This is a genomic window from Dyella sp. CR10 (genome assembly GCF_055814425.1).
On record NZ_CP185986.1, the window covers coordinates 627,767 to 645,629 of the forward strand.

At 68.5% G+C, this 17,863-nt stretch carries 17 protein-coding genes; 10 read left to right on the top strand and 7 right to left on the bottom strand.

Translation table 11 applies throughout. The features are described 5' to 3' along the window. The first annotated feature begins 6 nt into the window (after positions 1 to 6). The 9 genes from ACNR9O_RS02795 to ACNR9O_RS02835 all read left to right on the top strand — a co-directional run bounded on the left by ACNR9O_RS02795 (position 7) and on the right by ACNR9O_RS02835 (position 11,363). Positions 7 to 1,977: a chemotaxis protein CheA gene (locus ACNR9O_RS02795; RefSeq protein ID WP_473683095.1), complete on the top strand. Its 1,971-nt coding sequence runs from the start codon at positions 7 to 9 to the stop codon at positions 1,975 to 1,977. 1,005 nt (positions 1,978 to 2,982) lie between these two features. Beyond that, positions 2,983 to 3,507, top strand: a complete 525-nt coding sequence (locus tag ACNR9O_RS02800; protein ID WP_473683093.1) for a chemotaxis protein CheW — start codon at positions 2,983 to 2,985, stop codon at positions 3,505 to 3,507. 9 nt (positions 3,508 to 3,516) lie between these two features. Next, a complete protein-coding gene (locus tag ACNR9O_RS02805) occupies positions 3,517 to 5,238 on the top strand; it encodes a methyl-accepting chemotaxis protein (protein WP_473683091.1) in 1,722 nt (573 codons plus the stop codon). 129 nt (positions 5,239 to 5,367) lie between these two features. Then, positions 5,368 to 7,062, top strand: a complete 1,695-nt coding sequence (locus tag ACNR9O_RS02810; RefSeq protein WP_473683089.1) for a methyl-accepting chemotaxis protein — start codon at positions 5,368 to 5,370, stop codon at positions 7,060 to 7,062. A gap of 3 nt (positions 7,063 to 7,065) precedes the next feature. Beyond that, on the top strand, positions 7,066 to 7,935 hold the full coding sequence (locus ACNR9O_RS02815; protein WP_473683087.1) for a CheR family methyltransferase: 870 nt from the start codon (positions 7,066 to 7,068) through the stop codon (positions 7,933 to 7,935). Next, the gene (gene cheD, locus ACNR9O_RS02820) at positions 7,932 to 8,567 is read left to right on the top strand and encodes a chemoreceptor glutamine deamidase CheD (RefSeq protein WP_473683085.1); all 636 of its coding nucleotides are present in this window, start codon (positions 7,932 to 7,934) and stop codon (positions 8,565 to 8,567) included. The genes ACNR9O_RS02815 and cheD overlap by 4 nt, the downstream gene beginning before the upstream one ends. Before the next feature lie 169 nt (positions 8,568 to 8,736). Continuing rightward, positions 8,737 to 9,837, top strand: coding sequence for a protein-glutamate methylesterase/protein-glutamine glutaminase (locus tag ACNR9O_RS02825; RefSeq protein WP_473683083.1), 1,101 nt, complete (start codon positions 8,737 to 8,739; stop codon positions 9,835 to 9,837). Between the two features lie 13 nt (positions 9,838 to 9,850). After that, on the top strand, positions 9,851 to 11,032 hold the full coding sequence (locus ACNR9O_RS02830; RefSeq protein ID WP_473683081.1) for a methyl-accepting chemotaxis protein: 1,182 nt from the start codon (positions 9,851 to 9,853) through the stop codon (positions 11,030 to 11,032). Positions 11,033 to 11,060: 28 nt separating this feature from the next. After that, positions 11,061 to 11,363: an STAS domain-containing protein gene (locus ACNR9O_RS02835; RefSeq protein ID WP_473683079.1), complete on the top strand. Its 303-nt coding sequence runs from the start codon at positions 11,061 to 11,063 to the stop codon at positions 11,361 to 11,363. A 142-nt stretch (positions 11,364 to 11,505) separates the two neighbouring features. Here ACNR9O_RS02835 and ACNR9O_RS02840 read toward each other — a convergent pair whose 3' ends face one another. From ACNR9O_RS02840 to cdd, 7 genes are all read right to left on the bottom strand, one after another. Next, positions 11,506 to 11,868 carry a hypothetical protein gene (locus tag ACNR9O_RS02840; protein ID WP_473683077.1) on the bottom strand — a complete coding sequence of 121 codons (363 nt, stop codon included), beginning with the start codon at positions 11,866 to 11,868 and terminating at the stop codon, positions 11,506 to 11,508. Between the two features lie 276 nt (positions 11,869 to 12,144). Further along, positions 12,145 to 12,714 (bottom strand): NUDIX hydrolase, encoded by a 570-nt coding sequence (locus ACNR9O_RS02845; RefSeq protein WP_473683075.1) that lies wholly within the window; start codon positions 12,712 to 12,714, stop codon positions 12,145 to 12,147. 52 nt (positions 12,715 to 12,766) lie between these two features. Next, positions 12,767 to 13,735 carry a DMT family transporter gene (locus tag ACNR9O_RS02850; protein WP_473683073.1) on the bottom strand — a complete coding sequence of 323 codons (969 nt, stop codon included), beginning with the start codon at positions 13,733 to 13,735 and terminating at the stop codon, positions 12,767 to 12,769. Positions 13,736 to 13,781: 46 nt separating this feature from the next. Continuing rightward, the gene (locus ACNR9O_RS02855) at positions 13,782 to 14,606 is read right to left on the bottom strand and encodes an AraC family transcriptional regulator (protein ID WP_473683071.1); all 825 of its coding nucleotides are present in this window, start codon (positions 14,604 to 14,606) and stop codon (positions 13,782 to 13,784) included. 26 nt (positions 14,607 to 14,632) lie between these two features. Continuing rightward, complete coding sequence (locus ACNR9O_RS02860) at positions 14,633 to 15,520, bottom strand: 5'-3' exonuclease (RefSeq protein WP_473683069.1); 888 nt, start codon at positions 15,518 to 15,520, stop codon at positions 14,633 to 14,635. Continuing rightward, entirely contained in the window at positions 15,517 to 16,086 is a 570-nt protein-coding gene (locus tag ACNR9O_RS02865) for a nitroreductase family protein (protein WP_473683067.1), read from the bottom strand. Before ACNR9O_RS02865 ends, ACNR9O_RS02860 begins: the two co-directional genes overlap by 4 nt. A gap of 66 nt (positions 16,087 to 16,152) precedes the next feature. Further along, positions 16,153 to 16,566 carry a cytidine deaminase gene (cdd, locus tag ACNR9O_RS02870; RefSeq protein WP_473683065.1) on the bottom strand — a complete coding sequence of 138 codons (414 nt, stop codon included), beginning with the start codon at positions 16,564 to 16,566 and terminating at the stop codon, positions 16,153 to 16,155. A gap of 158 nt (positions 16,567 to 16,724) precedes the next feature. Between cdd and ACNR9O_RS02875 the strand changes: the two genes are divergently transcribed. Continuing rightward, complete coding sequence (locus ACNR9O_RS02875) at positions 16,725 to 17,825, top strand: NAD(P) transhydrogenase subunit alpha (RefSeq protein ID WP_473683063.1); 1,101 nt, start codon at positions 16,725 to 16,727, stop codon at positions 17,823 to 17,825. The last annotated feature ends 38 nt before the right edge of the window (positions 17,826 to 17,863 follow it).

The window sequence follows — 17,863 nt, forward strand, 5'->3', positions numbered from 1 at the left end:
TCCCCTATGAGCACGGTGAGCCTGGCGCAGTTCCATCAGACCTTCTTCGACGAGAGCCACGAAGGCCTCGACGCCATGGAAACGGCGCTGCTCGCGCTGGACGGCGGTGGCGACAAGGAACTGGTCCACGGCATTTTCCGCGCGGCGCATTCGATCAAGGGCGGCGCGGCCACGTTCGGTTTTCCGGACATGGCGGCGTTCACGCATGAGGCGGAATCGCTGCTCGATGAACTGCGCGACGGCCGCCGGGCCATCGACGCGGGCATCGTCGAGCTGTTGCTGCGCTCGGTGGATTGCCTGCGCGGCATGTTCGCCCGTGCACAGGCCGGCGAAGCGCTGGCCGATGCCGCCAGCGAAGCGCTGCGCCATGAACTGGCCGCGGCGGTCGGGCGCAGCCTCGCGCCGGCGACCGTGCAGGCGCGGCGCGGCGATGACGCTTCCACCGGCTGGGCCATCGCTTTCCGCCCCCACGCGGGCATGCTCGCTGGCGGCAACGACCCGTTGCGTCTGCTGCGCGAGCTTGGGGAGCTGGGTGACCTGACGGTCACGGCCGAGCTGGACAAGCTGCCTGGCCTGGACGCGCTCGATCCGGGCGAATGCCATCTGGGCTGGCGCCTGGAGCTGCGCGGCGATGCGACCCGCGCGGCGATCAAGAGCGTATTCGACTGGGTCGAAGACGAATGCGATCTGGCGATCGAGCCCTTGCCGGGCGCCGAGGTGCATGTCGCGCACGCGCCGGCTGCGGCCGCGCCCGCGGCGCCCGTGGCCAAGGCGGCGCCGCGCGAAAGTGCGTCGAACGAGTCTGGTTCGGTGCGCGTGGCGATCGACAAGATCGACGGCCTGATCGACCTGGTCGGCGAGCTGGTGATCACGCAGTCGATGCTCGATACCTTCCGCGAGGACTTCGATCCGGCGCGCCTGGAAGCGTTGCAGCAGGGCCTGGCGCAACTGGCGCGCCACACGCGCCTGCTGCAGGAAAGCGTGATGGGCATCCGCATGCTGCCCATCGCCTCGGTGTTCAACCGCTTCCCGCGCATGGTGCGCGACCTGAGCCAGAAGCTCGGCAAGCAAGTGAAGCTGGAGCTGGTCGGCGAGCAGACCGAGCTGGACAAGACCGTGCTGGAGAAGATCGGCGACCCGCTGGTGCATCTGGTGCGCAACGCGATCGACCACGGCCTGGAGATCCCGGAGCGCCGTCGCGCGGCCGGCAAGGGCGACATCGGCACGCTGCGTCTGGAAGCGTCGCATCGCAATGGTTCCATCGTGGTGGAAATCAGCGACGACGGCGCGGGACTGAATCGCGAGGCGATCGTCGCTAAGGCGCTGCAACGTGGCCTCATCGCCAGCGGCGAGGGTCTGAGCGACGACGCTGTCGCGGAGCTGATCTTCCAGCCGGGCTTTTCCACCGCAGCGGTGACCACCGACCTGTCTGGCCGCGGCGTGGGCATGGACGTGGTCCGCCGTAACGTGGTGGATCTGGGCGGCAGCATCGGCATCCGCAGCGTGGCCGGGCAGGGCTCGGTATTCACCATCACCTTGCCGCTGACGCTGGCGATCATCGATGGCCTGACCGCGGTGGTGGCCGGCGAGAACTACATCGTGCCGCTGGCATCGATTGTGGAGACCGTGCAGTTGCGCGGCGAGCAGCTGCGCACGGTGACCGGCGGCGGCGAGCTGTTCCATTTCCGCGACGCGTGGCTGCCGGTGCTGCGGTTGCAGGACGCGTTCGGCTGCGAGGGCGGTCGCCGCGCGGTGGAGCAAGGGTTGGTGATCGTGGTGGAGGGTGACGGTACTCGCGTGGGGTTGTTCGTGGATGAGTTGATCGGGCAGCAGCAGGCGGTGGTGAAGTCGCTGGAGGCGAATTACCGCAGGGTGGTGGGGATTTCCGGGGCTACGATCCTGGCGGATGGTTCTGTGGCGCTGATTGTGGATGTGGCGGGGTTGTCGCGGCAGATGGGGCGCCGGCGGGCGGCTTGATGGTGCTGGTGGTTGGGGTGTCTTCGCCTGGCTTTGGTTGGTGTTTGGGGATGTTGTTGCTTGATCGTATGTGTGTGGGTCGCGCTGTTGTTTGGGTTGTCGCGACCTGGCCGCTTATGCAGCGGGCATTCCGGACGGCTGCCGCCGCCCGGGTCACTTTCTCTTTGCTGGCCCAAAGAGAAAGTAACCAAAGAGAAATGGCCTGAGAGCCAAGGCTCGTGGCTGGACTAAGCAGAGCGGTGGACGGTCATGGCAACGGATTAACCTGGGGCGATTCGAGGCCGCACTGCGGTTTCGGAACGGGGACTTCGAGGCATCCGTAGTGGAGAGGACGCAGGGAGGTAGGTGGGGCTGGGTGGTTTTCCGCGCCTGGTTGCTTCGTGCGTTACGCGGATAGGTGAGCGTGTCGCCTGTGCTTTCGACTGAGGGGATGGAAGCGGTGCGCTTCGTAGGGCCCCTCACCCCGGCCCTCTCCCCGGCGGGGAGAGGGAGAAGTGCGGGACCGGCGCAACGTGGCTCGGAGAGCGTCATGCAGCAGCGTGCCAAGACGCCAAGGCAAACATCCCTTATCTATCTCCCTGTGTCCTCTCCACCACGGATGCCTCGAAGTCCCCGTTCCGAAACCGCAGTGCAGCCTCGAATCGCCCCAGGTTAATCCGTTGCCATGACCGTCCACTGCTCTGCTTAGTCCAGCCACGAGCCTTGGCTCTCAGGCCATTTCTCTTTGGTTACTTTCTCTTTGGGCCAGCAAAGAGAAAGTGACCCGGGCGGCGGCAGCCGTCCGGAATGCCCGCTGCATAAGCGGCCAGGTCGCGATAACCCATCATCAGCGCGACACACAGAAACACCCACTGGATAAGCGGCCAGATCGCGGTAACCCCACCACCAGCGCGACACCCAAAAAGCGAAACCCACCGCCACAGCCCCACAAAACCCCTCAAGCCCCGCCTTCACCTGCCGATAACGCCGATACAGGGGCGGGGAATTCCCGCGTAAGAGAAACGCATGAGCCAGCCATCGACCGGTGCCCGGGCACCCGCCGCCGAAGCGGCAACCACGCAATACCTCATCGTCGGCCTCGGTCGCGAGGAATACGGCATGGACATCCTCGCCGTGCGCGAAATCCGCGGCTGGACACCCGTGACGCGCATCCCCCAGGCGCCTCACTACGTACTGGGCGTGCTCAACCTGCGCGGCGCCATCGTGCCCGTGCTCGACCTGCGCCTGCGCTTCGGCCTGCCGCGCGAGGAATACACGCCCACCACCGTCACGGTGATCGTCACCGTCGCCGGACGCCTCTTCGGCGTCGTCGTGGACGGCGTCTCCGACGTGCTCGACGTCAAAGCCGACGCGGTCGACCCGGTGCCGGACATGGGCACCACCGTGGACACCGAATACCTCAAGGGACTCACCTCCGCCGCGGAACGCATGGTGCTGCTGCTGGACGTGGACAAACTGCTGCAGCCGCAGGACGCGCAGATGCTGGAGGCCGCCTTGCCCGCGGCCATCGACGAGAAGGCCGTGGCCTAAGGAATCCCCATGAAGATCCCCGCAATCAAGTTCAAGCTCCCCGCGATGACCGTCCGCAACCGCCTGCGCGGCGTGCTCGGCCTGCTCGGCCTGATGCTGCTGGCCGGCGCCGCCATCGGCCTCGGTGCGATGCAGCTGCAGAACGAAGGCATGCGCAAGATGTACGACGAAGAGCTGGTGCCGACCGAGATCATCAGCCGCATCAACACGCGCTCGCTGATGTCCTTCATCGTCATGGGCGAAGCCAGCAATCTGCTCGAAAAGCCCGACCAGCTGAAGCAGAAGCTGGGCGAGTTCGAGAAGTTCCAGGCCGAGATGGCGGAACTCAAGAAAGAGTACGCCGCGCTGCCGAAGTCGCCGGCGCTGGTCGAGCTGTACAACAAGTGGCGCTCCACCGACGAGGAGTACACGCAGGCCAAGAAGGACATGATCGACGCGCTCAACCAGAAGGACCCGGGCGCGACCGATGTGCTGGAAATGCAGGTGCGTCCGCTGCTGATGGAGCGCCAGGACGCGCTGGCCAAACTGATCGAGGCGCAGCGTGTGGAGGCCAAGCAGATCTACGACGGTCAGCTGAGTCGTTACCAGTGGATCCGCGCAATGTGCCTGATCGCCCTGGTCGGCGGCCTGCTGGTGGCGCTGGTGGCTGCGATCCTGCTGATCCGTTCGATCATCGGCACGCTGACGCATGCGGTGCGCGTCGCCAACGAGATCGCGCAGGGCCGGCTCGGCCATGGCATCAAGGTCGACCGCACCGACGAGCTGGGCCAGCTGCTGGAAGCGTTCCGCAGCATGGATGAGCGCCTGGCGGCGATCGTGGGCGAGGTGCGTCATGGTTCCGGCGCGGTGAGCACGGCGGCGCAGCAGATCGCCCGCGGCAACGACGACCTGAGCCAGCGTACGCAGGAACAGGCATCCAGCCTCGAAGAGACCGCTTCGTCGATGGAGGAAATGACCTCCACCGTGAAGCAGAACGCCGAGAACGCCAGCCACGCCAATCAGCTGGCCCGCGGTGCGCGCGAGCAAGCCGAGCGCGGCGGCGAGGTGGTGACGCAGGCGGTGGGCGCCATGCGTGAGATCAATGATTCCAGCCGCAAGATTTCCGACATCGTCAGCCTGATTGACGAGATCGCCTTCCAGACCAACCTGCTCGCGCTCAATGCGGCGGTGGAGGCGGCGCGCGCCGGCGAGCAGGGCCGCGGCTTCGCGGTGGTGGCGACGGAGGTGCGCAACCTCGCGCAGCGCAGCGCGGGCGCGGCCAAGGAGATCAAGGGCCTGATCGCCGACAGTGCGGAGAAGGTGCGTACCGGCACCTCGCTGGTCGATCAGTCCGGCAAGGCGCTGGCCGAGATCGTCGACAGCGTGAAGAAGGTGACCGACATCGTGGCTGAGATCGCCGCGGCCAGCCAGGAGCAGTCGGCCGGCATCGATCAGGTCAACAACGCCGTCACCCAGATGGACGAGATGACCCAGCAGAACGCCGCGCTGGTGGAGGAAGCGGCCGCCGCCGCGCGTGCCATGCAGGAGCAGGCCGGCGAGCTGGCGCGCCAGGTGGGCTTCTTCCGCCTGGGCGACGAAGCCGCTGCGGCCGCGCCGGTGCGCAAGGCCGCCGAGACGGTCAGCGCGGAAACCGAGGCGGTGTTCGCCGCGGTGCGGAGCTCCGCGCCCGCGCCGGTTCGCGCGCAGCGTCCCGTGGAGACCGCCGACGCTGGCGTGTGGAAGGAGTTCTGAGGCAGTTGCCGTGCCGATAGGCGCGGCACCTCCGGACGGTAGGGACGCTGTGGCGAGACCGCCGCCCTTCGAGCGGCGGATCAGGGGAGGGGGCGACCCCGGTGTTTCCTAACCATAAGAGGTACGAGTGTGAAGCTCGGCAAGTGGACCATTTCGCGAAAGTTGCTCTTCGCGCTTTCCCTTTGCGCGCTGGCGATGATCGCCATCGGCGCCGTCGGCATCCAGGCCCTGCGGGCCAGCAACGGGGCGCTGGCTGACATCTACAACACCAACATGCTGCCCGTGATGAACATCTCGCGGGTGATCGACCTGCAGAACGACTGGCGTACGCGCCTGGACCTGGCGGTGATCAAGCGCGACGCGGCAATGGCGTCTCGTCTGAAGACCGAATGGCCGGCGGTGAAGCGCTCGCTGGATCAGGCGTGGTCTTCCTATTACCCGGCCTTCATCTCCTCCGACGTGGAGGCGCGTGAGGCCGGGCGCTACGCGCCACTGCGCCAGCGCTACGACGCGCAGGTGGACGAAGCGCTGGGCAAGCTCGAGCACAACGATGTCGCCGGCGCCGCCGACCTGGTCGACACCGGTTTCGCCGCCACGGCCGGCGAACTGCGCGAGGTGATGAGCAATCTTTTGAAGATCAACGCCGACCAGGTGCGCGAACACTATGACGCGGCGCATGAGCGTTTCAGCTACGTGCTGGCATTGGTCGGCGCTTGCCTGCTGGGCGGCCTGGCAGTGATGGCGGCGATCGTGGTCTACCTGCAGCGCACGATTGCGCGGCCGTTGCGCGCGGCGGCCGACGTGGCGGGCCTGATCACGCAGGGACAGCTCGGCCACAAGCTGGCGGTGCGCGGCGACGACGAACTGGGCCTGCTGCAGCACGCGCTGCAATCGATGAGCGACAAGCTGGTGGAGATCGTCAGCGCGGTGCGCGACAACGCGGTCGCGGTCAGCGGCGCCGCGCAGCAGATCTCGCGCGGCAATGACGACCTGAGCCAGCGCACGCAGGAGCAGGCGTCCAGCCTGGAGGAAACCGCCGCCTCGATGGAAGAAATGACGGCCACGGTGAAGCAGAACGCCGACAACGCCAGCCAAGCCGACAGCCTCGCCCGTGGCGCGCGCGATCGAGCCGAGCAGGGCGGACGCGTGGTGCAGGAAGCGGTGGCGGCGATGACCCAGATCGACGCATCCAGCCGTCGCATGGCCGACATTGTCGGGCTGATCGACGAGATCGCGTTCCAGACCAATCTGCTCGCGCTCAATGCGGCGGTGGAGGCCGCGCGGGCCGGCGAGCAAGGCCGCGGCTTCGCGGTGGTGGCGACGGAAGTGCGCAACCTGGCCCAGCGCAGCGCCAGCGCGGCGAAGGAAATCAAGGGGCTGATCGGCGAGGCCGGCGAGCGTGTGCGCATCGGTTCCGAACTGGTCGATCGTTCTGGGCGCGCGTTGGCGGACATCGTCGACGGCGTGAAGAAAGTGACCGACATCGTGGCCGAGATCGCCGCGGCCAGCCAGGAACAATCGGCCGGCATCACGCAGGTCAACAACGCAGTGACCCAGATGGATGAAGCCACCCAGCAGAACGCGGCGCTGGTGGAAGAGGCCGCGGCTGCCGCACGTGCCATGCAGGAACAGGCGCGCGAGCTGACCCGCCAGGTAGCGTTCTTCCGCATCGAGGGCGAGGCCGGGCAGGTCGCGGGCGGTGCCGCGAAGCCGCAGCACGACGAGGCCGCTTCCGCCACGGCGGCGATCCTGGCCGCGGCCGCGCGGACGCCGATAACGCCGCGCGCACAGCCGGTCGCCGCGGGCGAGTGGGCGGAGTTCTGAGCCATGGCCTCCGTCGGCGCCGATACCGCGCAAGCTCCGGGCGGGCCCGTGCTGGGCGACCGCGAGTTCGCGTTCCTGCGCGAATTCGTGCTCCAGCACTGTGGCATCGCGCTGGGTGAGCAGAAGCGCCAGCTGGTGCAGGGGCGCCTGCTGCGCCGCCTGCGCGCGCTGGGGTTGAAGGAGTTCGCCGGCTACTGCGAGCTGCTGCGCAGCGATCCGGAGGCCGAGCTGGGCGACCTGGCCAGCGCGATCAGCACCAATGTCACGTCGTTCTTCCGCGAGTCGCACCACTACGACCTGCTCGAACAGGCCTTGCTGCCGCAGTGGCTGGCCGAGAAGCGGCGCAGCGGCGAACGGCTGCGCATCTGGTCGGCGGGCTGTTCGACCGGCGAGGAGCCCTATGCCTTGGCGATGGTGCTGGCCGAAGCGCTGGAGAAACACGGCGGCGGCGTGGATGCCCGGATCCTCGCCACCGATCTTTCGCCGCAGGCCCTGGCCGGCGCGCGCGAAGGCGTGTATGCGATCGACAAGCTGGGCGGGGTGAGCGCCGAGCGGCGCCGGCGCTGGTTCCTGCGTGGCGAGGGCAGCTATGCCGGTCTCGCCTGCGTGCATCCGCGGCTGCGCGAGCTGGTGACGATCCAGCCGCTGAATCTGTTGCACGAGTGGCCGATGAGCGGGCCGTTCGACGCGATCTTCTGTCGCAACGTGGTGATCTACTTCGACAAGCCGACCAAGGAGCGTCTGTTCCGGCGCTATGCCGGCATGCTGGTGCCCGAGGGCTATCTGTTCCTCGGTCATTCGGAATCGATGCACGGCTTGAACGACGATTTCGCCCTGGTCGGCCGCACCGTCTACCGGAAGAAGCCCGCATGAACGCGCAGACACAGGCCGCGGGGGCCGACGAGGTGCTGCCGGGCTTCGAGCACGTGCGGCGCTACTGGGATCCGACCCAGGGCAGCATGACGGCCAAGGTGCTGCCCGGCGAGTACTACGTCAGCCGCCAGGAAGAGCTGATCGCCACCGTGCTGGGTTCCTGCGTGTCCGCCTGCATTCGCGATCGCCGCCGCGGCATCGGCGGCATGAATCACTTCATGCTGCCCGAGCCGATGGGCGAGCGCGACGCGTGGTCCGCCACGGTGGGCCGCGCCGCGCGCTACGGCAACGATGCGATGGAGCAGCTGATCAACGCCATCCTCAAGGCGGGCGGCCGGCGTGAGGATCTGGAAGTGAAGATCTTCGGCGGCGGCCGCGTGCTCACCCAGATGACCGACATCGGCGAACGCAACATCGCCTTCGTGCGGCGTTACCTGGCTGCCGAACATCTGGAGCTGGTGGCCGAAGACGTCGGCGACGTGTATCCGCGCCAGGTGCAGTTCTTCCCGCGCAGCGGCAAGGCCCGCGTGCGCCAGCTGCGCGGCCAGCAGGCCGTGCTGGTGGACGGCGAGCGGAATTACCTCAAGCGTTTGGCCAACGATCCGATAAAGGGAGAGGTGGAGCTGTTCTGAAGGAACGAAAGATGAGCAGCGAGGGCGCGCGGCCGATCGTCGCGCGACAGCGCAGATTCGCCGGAGACGGCCAGGAACAGGGGGCTGCCGCGCGTGCCGGCGCTGCGCCCTCGCTGCTCATCCTTCATTCCGCGACGCCGCCTCAAGCGCAACCGAAGAGAAGCGAAGAATGTCCCGAGTCCGTGTCCTGGTGATCGACGATTCCGCGCTGGTGCGGAAACTGCTGACGACCATGCTCTCCTGCGATCCGATGATCGAGGTGGTGGGCACGGCGGCCGATCCCTTCATTGCGCGCGAAAAGATCAAGCAGCTGGAGCCGGACGTGCTCACGCTCGACGTGGAGATGCCGCGCATGGACGGCCTCACCTTCCTCGAGAACCTGATGCGCCTTCGCCCGATGCCGGTGGTGATGGTGTCCTCGCTGACCCAGCAGGGCGCGGAAGTGACGCTGCGGGCGCTGGAGCTGGGCGCGGTGGATTTCTTCACCAAGCCGAGCAGCGACCTGGCCAGCACCTTCGCCGAAGGTGCGCAGGACATCTGCGCCAAAGTGAAGTTGGCCGCGCTGGCGCGTCCGCGCGTGCGCACCGCGGTGCGCAAGCTGGAAGTGGCGCCGCGCCTCTCCGCCGATGCGGTGCTGCCGCGCGCGCAGACGCCGGATACGCGCGGCGGCAGCCCGATCATCGCCATCGGCGCCTCCACCGGCGGTACCGAGGCGATCCGCGTGGTGCTGGAGGCGATGCCGCCGGACGCGCCGCCGATCGTGATCACCCAGCACATCCCGGCCGCCTTCAGCGGCCCGTTCGCCGCGCGCATGGATAACTGCTCGGCCATGCGCGTATGCGAGGCCCGCGACGGCCAGCCGATCCAGCCCGGTCACGCTTATATCGCGCCGGGCAGCCAACATCTGCTGGTGATGTGGGATGGCGCCAGGCATGTGTGCCGCCTGCACGACGGCCCGCCGGTGAACCGGCACAAGCCGAGCGTGGACGTGCTGTTCCGCTCGATGGCCGCCACCGTGGGCCGCACCACCATCGCCGCGCTGCTCACCGGCATGGGCGACGACGGCGCGCGCGGCCTGCTGGAACTGAAGGAGGCCGGCGCCGCCACGGTGGTGCAGGACGAGGCCACCTCGGTCGTGTGGGGTATGCCGGGCGCTGCCTGGAAGCTCGGCGCCGCGCCCGACATGCTGCCGCTGGAACATATCGCTGCGCGCCTGCTGGAGCTGGCGCGCCAACCTTCCGTCGGCGCGCCGCGCGTCGCCATCCGTTGACCTGGACGCTGTCATGTCTGCCATCCCCGCCCCGTCGTTTCCCCGCCTGCCGCTGGGCCTGACCGCCAGCGCCTTGGCGCTGGTGCTATGCCTGCTGTGGCAGCCCGCATGGCTGGCGCCGCTGGCGATCGCCGGCGTCACCGTGGCATGGCTCGTCGAGCAGCGCCGCGCACCGGCGCCCATCGTCACGATCGCGCCGCCGGCGCAGGATCCGGCGCCGGTACGCGAAGCGCTGGAAGACGTGCGCGAAGCGCTGGTGGACGAACTGGGCCACGCCGCGCGCGAACTGCACCAGGCGCTGGACCTGTTGCGCGACGCGGTGTCCGAACTCGGTGGCGGTTTCGACGGCCTGTCGCACAAGACCGGCCTGCAGCAGTCGCTGCTCAAGCAGATCATCGACGCGCAGAAAGACGGCGTGTCGGTGCAGGATTTCGCCGCGCGCACCAGCGACCTGCTGGAGCACTTCGTCGGCCTGATCGTGCAGCTCTCGCGCGACAGCCTGCGCATCGTCTATCGCATCGACGGCATGGCCAAGGAAATGGACGCGGTGTTCGGCCTGCTGAAGAACGTCAACACCATCGCTGAGGAAACTAACCTTCTGGCGCTCAATGCCTCGATCGAGGCGGCGCGCGCGGGCGAGGCGGGCCGCGGCTTCGCGGTGGTGGCCGGTGAGATCCGCAACCTGGCCAGTCATTCCAATCAGTTCAACGAGCAGATCGGCAGCCACGTCGAGCGCGCGCGCACGGCGATGGAGCAGCTGCGCGGCCTGGTCGGCGCGATGGCGTCGCAGGACCTCAACATGGCGCTGTCCACCAAGGGCGGCATCGACGCGATGCTGGCGCACGTCACCGAAAGCGACGCGCGCACCAGCCAGGTCGCCGACCAGGTGGTGGAGATCAACCGCGGCCTGGGCAGCGACGTGTCCACCACGATCCGCTCGCTGCAGTTCGAAGACATCCTGAGCCAGCTGATCAACCAGACGCGCACGCGCCTGGTGGAGCTGCAGGAAGTGACCGCCGAGTGCACGCGCGATATCGAGGAGCTGGCCTGCACCGACGTGGACGCCACGGCGTTGGCCGAGCATGCGCAGCGCGTGCGCGTGCGCCTGTCGATGCAGCGCGAGAAGGCCCGCCTGCGCTCGCGCGGCCCCGCTTTGCAGAATTCGATGGACGCCGGCGAGATCGAGCTGTTCTGACGCGACGGACCCGCCCGAGGAAAACATCATGAGCCTGACCATCCACCACGATACCGAACAGGATTGCCTCACCCTGCAGCTGGGCGAGCGCTTCGATTTCACCGTGCACCGCGATTTCCACGACGCCTGCCTGGGCGGACGCCCGGCGCGCAGCTACGTGATCGATCTGGGCGAAGTGAACCGCATGGACAGTTCCGCGCTAGGCATGCTGCTGTTGCTGCGCGAGCATGCCGGCGGCGAGCGTTCGGAGATCCGCATCGTCAACGCCGGAAGCGAGCTGCGCGGAACTCTTCGCGTGGCGGGATTCGACAAGCTGTTCGTGCTGCACTGAGCGGTCATCGAGGTCTGGCGGAAGAACGGCCCCGCAGGGGCCGTTCTTCGTTGCGGAGCCAGAGGCCATGCAGGTTTTCGCAGCCGAAAAAAAGGCCCCCGAAGGGGCCGAAAGCCTTGCAGTTTCGGTTAGCGGTAAAGCGTTACCAAGTCTTCACTTCGGAGACGCTGACGGTGTAGTCCTGCATGTCCGACTCGTAACGGAACAGGCGGCCGAGGTCGAAGCTGACCGACTGGCCGGGGCCGATGTTGGCGGTGCCGGCGGGCCAGCCCTGCTTGCTCTGCAGCACCTTGCCGGAAGCGTCCTTCGCTTCGATACGGACCTGGGCGGCAGAGGCCTCGGCGCAATGGTTGGTGAGCTGGCCGCTGAGGCTCAGGCGCATGCCGGCGCCCGAACCGTTGGACTTCATCTTGAAATCGGAGATGGCGAAGTCGGTCGGGGAGCAGGCGGCGTGCGAGACGACAGGAGCCAGCAGGAGCGCGGCGGCGACGAAGAGGGTCTTCATGGGCGTATATCCGATCGATTGGGAAATCTGAGAACGACGTTCCAAGGATCGGCAGGGACGGGGATAACTTTAGGGAAACTGCAAATGAGGGAGTCCTTCTCCCCTTCGGGAAGAAGGTGGCGGTCCACGGGGATTCCTTTCGGTCACACCGGACGAGGGGTGGGTGCTCGCGAAGATGTTTCGACGAAGCGAGGCCAGCTCTGCCTTTCCCGCTTCTACGCTCCGCCCGGCCCCTCACCCCGGCCCTCTCCCCGCAGGGGAGAGGGAGCAAAAGCATCAGCCGATCACGCGGCCGTGTTCGATGAACCAAAGGCCGGCGAACAGCTTCGGATCGATCGAATAGCCTTCCGCCGCGCGCGCGAACAGCCACGCGCCGGCTTCGCGGCGGGGTACCTCATGCACCACGATGTTCTCGCTCTCGTCGCCGCCGCCGGGGCCGACCTTCTCGAGGTCCCAGGCCCGCACGAAGGCGATCATCTCGGTGCTCATGCCGGAGGACGACGGGCCCTCGTGCACGAATTCCACGCGCTGGCAGCGGTAGCCGGTTTCTTCTTCCAGTTCGCGCTGGGCGGCGAGCAGAGCGCTTTCGTCGTGGTGGCCGGCCTCGTCGCCGATCAGGCCGGCGGGCATCTCGATGGTCTTCTGCAAAATCGATACGCGGTACTGCTCGACGAACAGCACGTTGTCCTCCGGCGTGACCGCCAGAATGATCACCGCGCCGGCGGGGTTGTTGCGCTCGGCGTACTCCCAGCGGCCGCGCTTGCGCAGGCTGAGCCAGCGGCCTTCGTACAGGGTTTCGACGGGAGCGTTGGCGTCGTGCGGGACGTGCTGGGCGGGTGATGTCATGGATGGCGCGCGCGGAAAGGGAAAAGCCGATGGTGCCCCGCGTGCATGACGGCTACAACCGTTCCGGTTCCAGCTCCACCGGTACCGGCTTCACCCGCGTGGCCCAGGCCACGCCGGCGACCAGCAGGCACACGCCGAGCACGGTCTGCGGCCCCGGCCACTGGCCGCGCAGGGCGAAGGCGTAGCTGAGCGCGGCCAGCGTTTCGAACACGATCAGCTGTCCGGCCAGCGCAGTGGGCAGGCGCTGGCTGGCTTCGTTCCAGCACAAGGTGCCCAGCCAGGAAGCGAACAGGCCGATGGCCGCCATCAGCGCGACGAACACCGCCGGGCGCGGCCCGAGCGGCATCGGGAAGGCGTCGCCGCGGATGCCCATCACGGCCCACAGCAGCGCATAGCCGGCGAGCGCCAGCGGCAGCGTGGCCACGCCTTGCGCGGTGGCCCAGGTGCGCGGGCTGCGCTCGCGGTGCTGACGCAGCCAGTCGGCATTGCGCAGCGGGTACCAGGTCCAGCAGGCCACCGCGCCGAAGGCGAGCAGGGCGCCGGTGGCATAGCGGCCGAGGTCGGCATGCGCGTCGGCGCGCAGCGCGGCCAGTTCGGCCTGATTGACGCAGGCGATGCCGGCCCCGATCAGCAGTAGCGAGGGCGCCAGCTGCGCCCACGGCAGGCGGCCGTCGCGGCGCGCGTTGCGCAGGTTGGCGCTGATCGCGATCACCACCGGCAGCGTGCCGATGATCATGGTGGGCAGCGGGCCGCCCGCGCGCTGGATCGCGCTGGCCAGGCACAGGTAATAGAGCAGGTTGCCGATCGCGGCGAGCTTGAGCGCTTCCAGCCAGTCGGCGCGGCGCAGCTGGCGCAGCGCGGCGCGGTCCAGCCAGGCCAGCGGCAGGGCGATCAGCCCGAAGGCGAGATAGCGGCCCACCGATTGCAGCGCGGCGGGGTATTCGGGCACCAGCAGGGGGCCGACGAACACCAGGCCCCACATCAGGCCGGCGGCGAGCGCGTAGAGAGATCCGATCCACATGCCCGGAGCATCGCACCACGGGCAGGGGCGGTCTTGTACGAGCTTGCTATCGCTGCAGCTGGCGCTGGTAGCGCGCCGGCGTGACGCCGTAGCGGCGCGCGAACGCGCGGGTGAGATGGGCCTGGTCGGCCAGCCCGGTGGCGGCGGCGACTTGTGCCGGTGCCTCGCCGGCGGTGAGCTGGCGCTTGGCGGCCGACAGGCGCAGGGCCATCAGCATTTGCTGGGGCGTGACGTGATGGCGCGCCTGGAATTGGCGCAGGAAGTGGAACGGGCTGAGCCCGGCGACGGCGGCCAGTTCGTCCAGCGAAAGCCGGCCGGACAGGTGCTCGCGCATGTACTCGATGACCGGCTCGAAGCGCGAGAGCGCTTCGGCTCGCAGCGGATGCGGCGCGCGTGCATGGCGGCGGAAGGCTTGCAGCAGCTGCAGCAACAGGCTGTCGAAGGCCAGCGGTTCGCGGGCCTGCCACAGCGCGTCGAGCAGGCTGGTGACGCGACGCGCGCCGGCGGCGTCGGCGCCCACTACGTCGCCGAACCACCAGCCGGGTTCGCCGGTGATCTCGTCCACCGCCGAGGGCTCGATGTAGACCATGCGGTAATGCCAGCCGCCTTCGGTCTCGGCGCGACCGGTGTGGGGCTCGTCCGGATTCATCATCACCAGCGAGTCCGGCGGCGCGAGATGGTCGACGCCGCGGTAGCGGAATCGTTCCACGCCGGTTTCGATCGCGCCGAGGCCGAAGCCGTCGTGCACATGCGGCTCGAAGGCATGGCGCACGATGTGCGCGCGGTAGAGCTCGATGCCCGCGCGGTGGGACGGGAGGCGGAACCGCGCCTCGTCCGCGGGGTGGTCGAAGTGGTGGGGAACGCCTTGCATGGGGCGTGATGGTACGCCCGGAGAAGTCAGGCGAACGCTTTCAGCCGCTGCCGCGTCAGCGGCCCGAAGCGCAGCAGCTCGCACAGCTCGTCCAGCAGCGGCGCCTTCGCGCCGCTCCATGCCAGTGCATCGGCCGCGGCCGAAACCGGCGCGTCCAGCGCGATGCGCGTGAGGCGGCGATACAGCAGCGCGGCGTCCTTGTGCTCGCGCAGTTTCTGCGCGCAGCTGGCGGCGCCGCGGATGCGCAGGAACGGGACTTCGTCCACGCGTTCGAGCAAGGCATCGAGGCTGCCGAAGTGGGCAAGCAAGGCGGCGGCGGTCTTGGCGCCGATGCCGGGGACGCCGGGGATGTTGTCCACCGCGTCGCCGCACAGCGCGAGGTAATCGGCTACCTGGTGCGGATGCACGCCCAGACGCTCGTGCACGCCGGCCGGGCCCCAGCGCAGGTTGCGCGCGTAGTCCCATTGCTCGTCGTGTTCGCCCAGCAGCTGGCCGAAATCCTTGTCGGCGGACACGATCACGCCGCGGAAGCCATGCGCGCGAAGGCTCCACAGCGAGCTGCCGATCAGATCGTCGGCTTCGTAGCTGTGGTCGATCAGCACGACCAGGCCCAGCGCTTCGGCGATCCGGCGGCACAGTACGAACTGGCGCTCCAGATCCGGCGGCGGCAACTCGCGGTTGGCCTTGTACGCCGGATAGATGGCGTTGCGGAACGAGGTGGTGAGCGAGGCGTCGAAAGCCACCGCGATGTGCGCGGGTTTCGCGCGCTCCAGCAGTTCGCACAGGAAGCGCGTGAAGCCGTGCACCGCATTGGCCGGATGGCCTTCGGCATCGGTGAATTCGTCCGGCATGGAATGCCAGGCGCGGAAGACGTACAGGCTTCCGTCGACGAGGTGAGCGGACAGCGCGCTCATGCCCGCCACGTGCTCAGCAGATCGTCCAGGGCGGGACGGTCGCGATCGGGCACGTCCAGCTGTGGCGTACCTAGGTGCACGAAGCCGACCACGTGTTCGTGCGTCGACAGGCCGAGCATGCCGGCGACCTCGCGGTCGTAGGCGGCCCACCCGGTCAGCCACTGCGCGCCATAGCCGAGCTGCGAGGCGCCCAGCAGCAGGTTGTAGGCGACGCAGCCGGCGCTGAGCTTCTGCTCGATCTCCGGCACCTTGCTGTCCGGATCGATGCGCGCGATCACCGCCACCACCAGCGGGGCGAAGGTATAGCGGCGGCGCTCCTTCTCGCGCTTGGAATCGGGCAGGGCCGGATCGCGCGACTCGGCCAGTGCGGCGAGGCGCTCGCCGAAGCGCAGCTTGTCTTCGCCGCGCAGCAAAATGAGGCGGAACGGCACCAGCTTGCCGTGGTCCGGCACGCGGATGGCGGCCTCCAGCAGTGCGCGCAGCGTGGCCTCATCCGGCGCCGGCCCGCCCAGCTGGGCGACGGGCGCGGAATGGCGGTGCAGCAGCGGCTGGAGCGGGGAAGACATGGGCGGATCCTGGCGATGCAAAGCGTCCATGCTAACCGCCGCTCGCCAGCGAGGCGACTCGCGCTCTCATGCCATCAGCGGCAGGCGGAACGAGCCGGGCAGCAGCGCGTTCACGGTGGTCTCCTGCACTTTGCCGTGCAGGTTGGCCAGCAGTACGGGCATGCCGGCGTCGCACAGCTCGGACATCACCTGGCGGCAGGCGCCGCAGGGGCTGATCGGGCCCTCGGTGTCGCCGATCACGGCAAGGCGGGTGAAATCGCCCGGGCGGCAGCCGGCGGCGACGGCGGCGAACAGCGCGGTGCGTTCGGCGCAGTTGCACAGGCCATAGGCCGCGTTCTCCACGTTGCAGCCGAGGAAGCGGCGGCCGTCGCGCGTTTCCAGCGCGGCGCCGACGAGGAAGCGGGAGTAGGGAGCGTAGGCCTGCTCGCGGGCCTGGCGGGCGAGGTCGAGCAGGGTATCGGTCACGGATTGCACGGACACTTGGGATCTCCATGTGGGATCCCCGCGGCAGCCCGGCGCGGGCGCCGGGTTGCCGGCGGTGGGCCAGTCTAGCGCCATCGGGCCGGCTGCGGGCAACCGCCCCAACCCGCGCAAGGGCTCGCGTAAGATGCGGAAACCTTTGTCGCCGGGGATGCACGATGCCGATCACCGTGGCCGCTTTGCGAGAGACCGCCGCCGGCGAACGCCGGGTAGCGATCACGCCCGAGGTGGCGAAGAAGCTGCGGAGCAAGGGCCTGCGCGTATTGCTGGAGCACGATGCGGGCGCGGCGGCGGGTTTCCCCGATGCCAGCTATGCCGACACGGAGTTCGCCGATGCCGCCACGGTGCGTGCACAGGCGGACTTGCTCGCCTGCGTACTGCCGCCGGACGACGCGGTATGGGGGCAGTTGCGCGAAGGCGCCATCGTGGTCGGCCAGCTGCGGCCTTACGGCGCCGCGGCGCGCGTCGCGGCGATGGGCGCGCGCAGGCTGACCGCATTCGCGCTGGAACTGCTTCCGCGCACCACGCGCGCGCAGGCGATGGACGTGCTCAGTTCGCAGGCCGCCGTGGCCGGCTACCGCGCGATGCTGATCGCCGCCGAAGCCGCGCCGAAGTTCTTCCCGATGCTCACCACCGCGGCCGGGACGATCCGGCCCTCGCGCGTGCTGGTGATTGGCGCCGGCGTGGCCGGCCTGCAGGCGATCGCCACCGCGCGCCGGCTGGGCGCGCAGACCGAGGGTTACGACGTACGTCCGGAAACCCGCGAGCAGGTGGAATCGCTGGGCGCGAAATTCCTCGATCTCGGCGTGAGCGCCGCCGGCAGCGGCGGCTATGCGCGCGAGCTGTCGGCCGACGAGCGTGCGGCGCAGCAGCAGGCGCTGGCCGAACACCTCAAGTCGGTCGACGTGATCGTCACGACGGCGGCGGTACCTGGGCGGCCCGCGCCGAAGATCCTCAGCGCCGCGATGGTCGAGGGCATGAAGCCGGGCGCGCTGATCGTGGATCTCGCCGCCGAGGGTGGCGGCAACTGCGAGCTGACCCGCCCGGGCGAACGCGTCGAGCACGGCGGCGTGGTCGTGCTCGGTCCGCTCAACCTGCCCGCGGGCGCGCCGCTGCATGCGTCGGAGATGTATGCGCGCAACGTGTACAACTTCGTCGAGCTGCTGGTGAAGGACGGTGCGCTGGTGCCGGACTTCGGCGACGAACTGGTCGCGAAGAGCTGCGTGGTGCGCGACGGCGAGGCGCAGTTCAACGGCTGAATGCGCGTGTGCCGTTGCGGCGGCGCAGGCATGAAAAA

Coding starts and splice junctions, on each gene's coding strand:
- ACNR9O_RS02860 (WP_473683069.1), bottom strand. CDS start 15,520: ATGAGCGCGCTGTCCGCTCACCTCGTCGACGGAAGCCTGTACGTCTTC.
- ACNR9O_RS02835 (WP_473683079.1), top strand. CDS start 11,061: ATGAGCCTGACCATCCACCACGATACCGAACAGGATTGCCTCACCCTG.
- ACNR9O_RS02795 (WP_473683095.1), top strand. CDS start 7: ATGAGCACGGTGAGCCTGGCGCAGTTCCATCAGACCTTCTTCGACGAG.
- ACNR9O_RS02815 (WP_473683087.1), top strand. CDS start 7,066: ATGGCCTCCGTCGGCGCCGATACCGCGCAAGCTCCGGGCGGGCCCGTG.
- ACNR9O_RS02825 (WP_473683083.1), top strand. CDS start 8,737: ATGTCCCGAGTCCGTGTCCTGGTGATCGACGATTCCGCGCTGGTGCGG.
- ACNR9O_RS02875 (WP_473683063.1), top strand. CDS start 16,725: ATGCCGATCACCGTGGCCGCTTTGCGAGAGACCGCCGCCGGCGAACGC.
- ACNR9O_RS02800 (WP_473683093.1), top strand. CDS start 2,983: ATGAGCCAGCCATCGACCGGTGCCCGGGCACCCGCCGCCGAAGCGGCA.
- ACNR9O_RS02850 (WP_473683073.1), bottom strand. CDS start 13,735: ATGTGGATCGGATCTCTCTACGCGCTCGCCGCCGGCCTGATGTGGGGC.
- ACNR9O_RS02845 (WP_473683075.1), bottom strand. CDS start 12,714: ATGACATCACCCGCCCAGCACGTCCCGCACGACGCCAACGCTCCCGTC.
- ACNR9O_RS02805 (WP_473683091.1), top strand. CDS start 3,517: ATGAAGATCCCCGCAATCAAGTTCAAGCTCCCCGCGATGACCGTCCGC.
- ACNR9O_RS02840 (WP_473683077.1), bottom strand. CDS start 11,868: ATGAAGACCCTCTTCGTCGCCGCCGCGCTCCTGCTGGCTCCTGTCGTC.
- ACNR9O_RS02865 (WP_473683067.1), bottom strand. CDS start 16,086: ATGTCTTCCCCGCTCCAGCCGCTGCTGCACCGCCATTCCGCGCCCGTC.
- cheD (WP_473683085.1), top strand. CDS start 7,932: ATGAACGCGCAGACACAGGCCGCGGGGGCCGACGAGGTGCTGCCGGGC.
- ACNR9O_RS02830 (WP_473683081.1), top strand. CDS start 9,851: ATGTCTGCCATCCCCGCCCCGTCGTTTCCCCGCCTGCCGCTGGGCCTG.
- ACNR9O_RS02855 (WP_473683071.1), bottom strand. CDS start 14,606: ATGCAAGGCGTTCCCCACCACTTCGACCACCCCGCGGACGAGGCGCGG.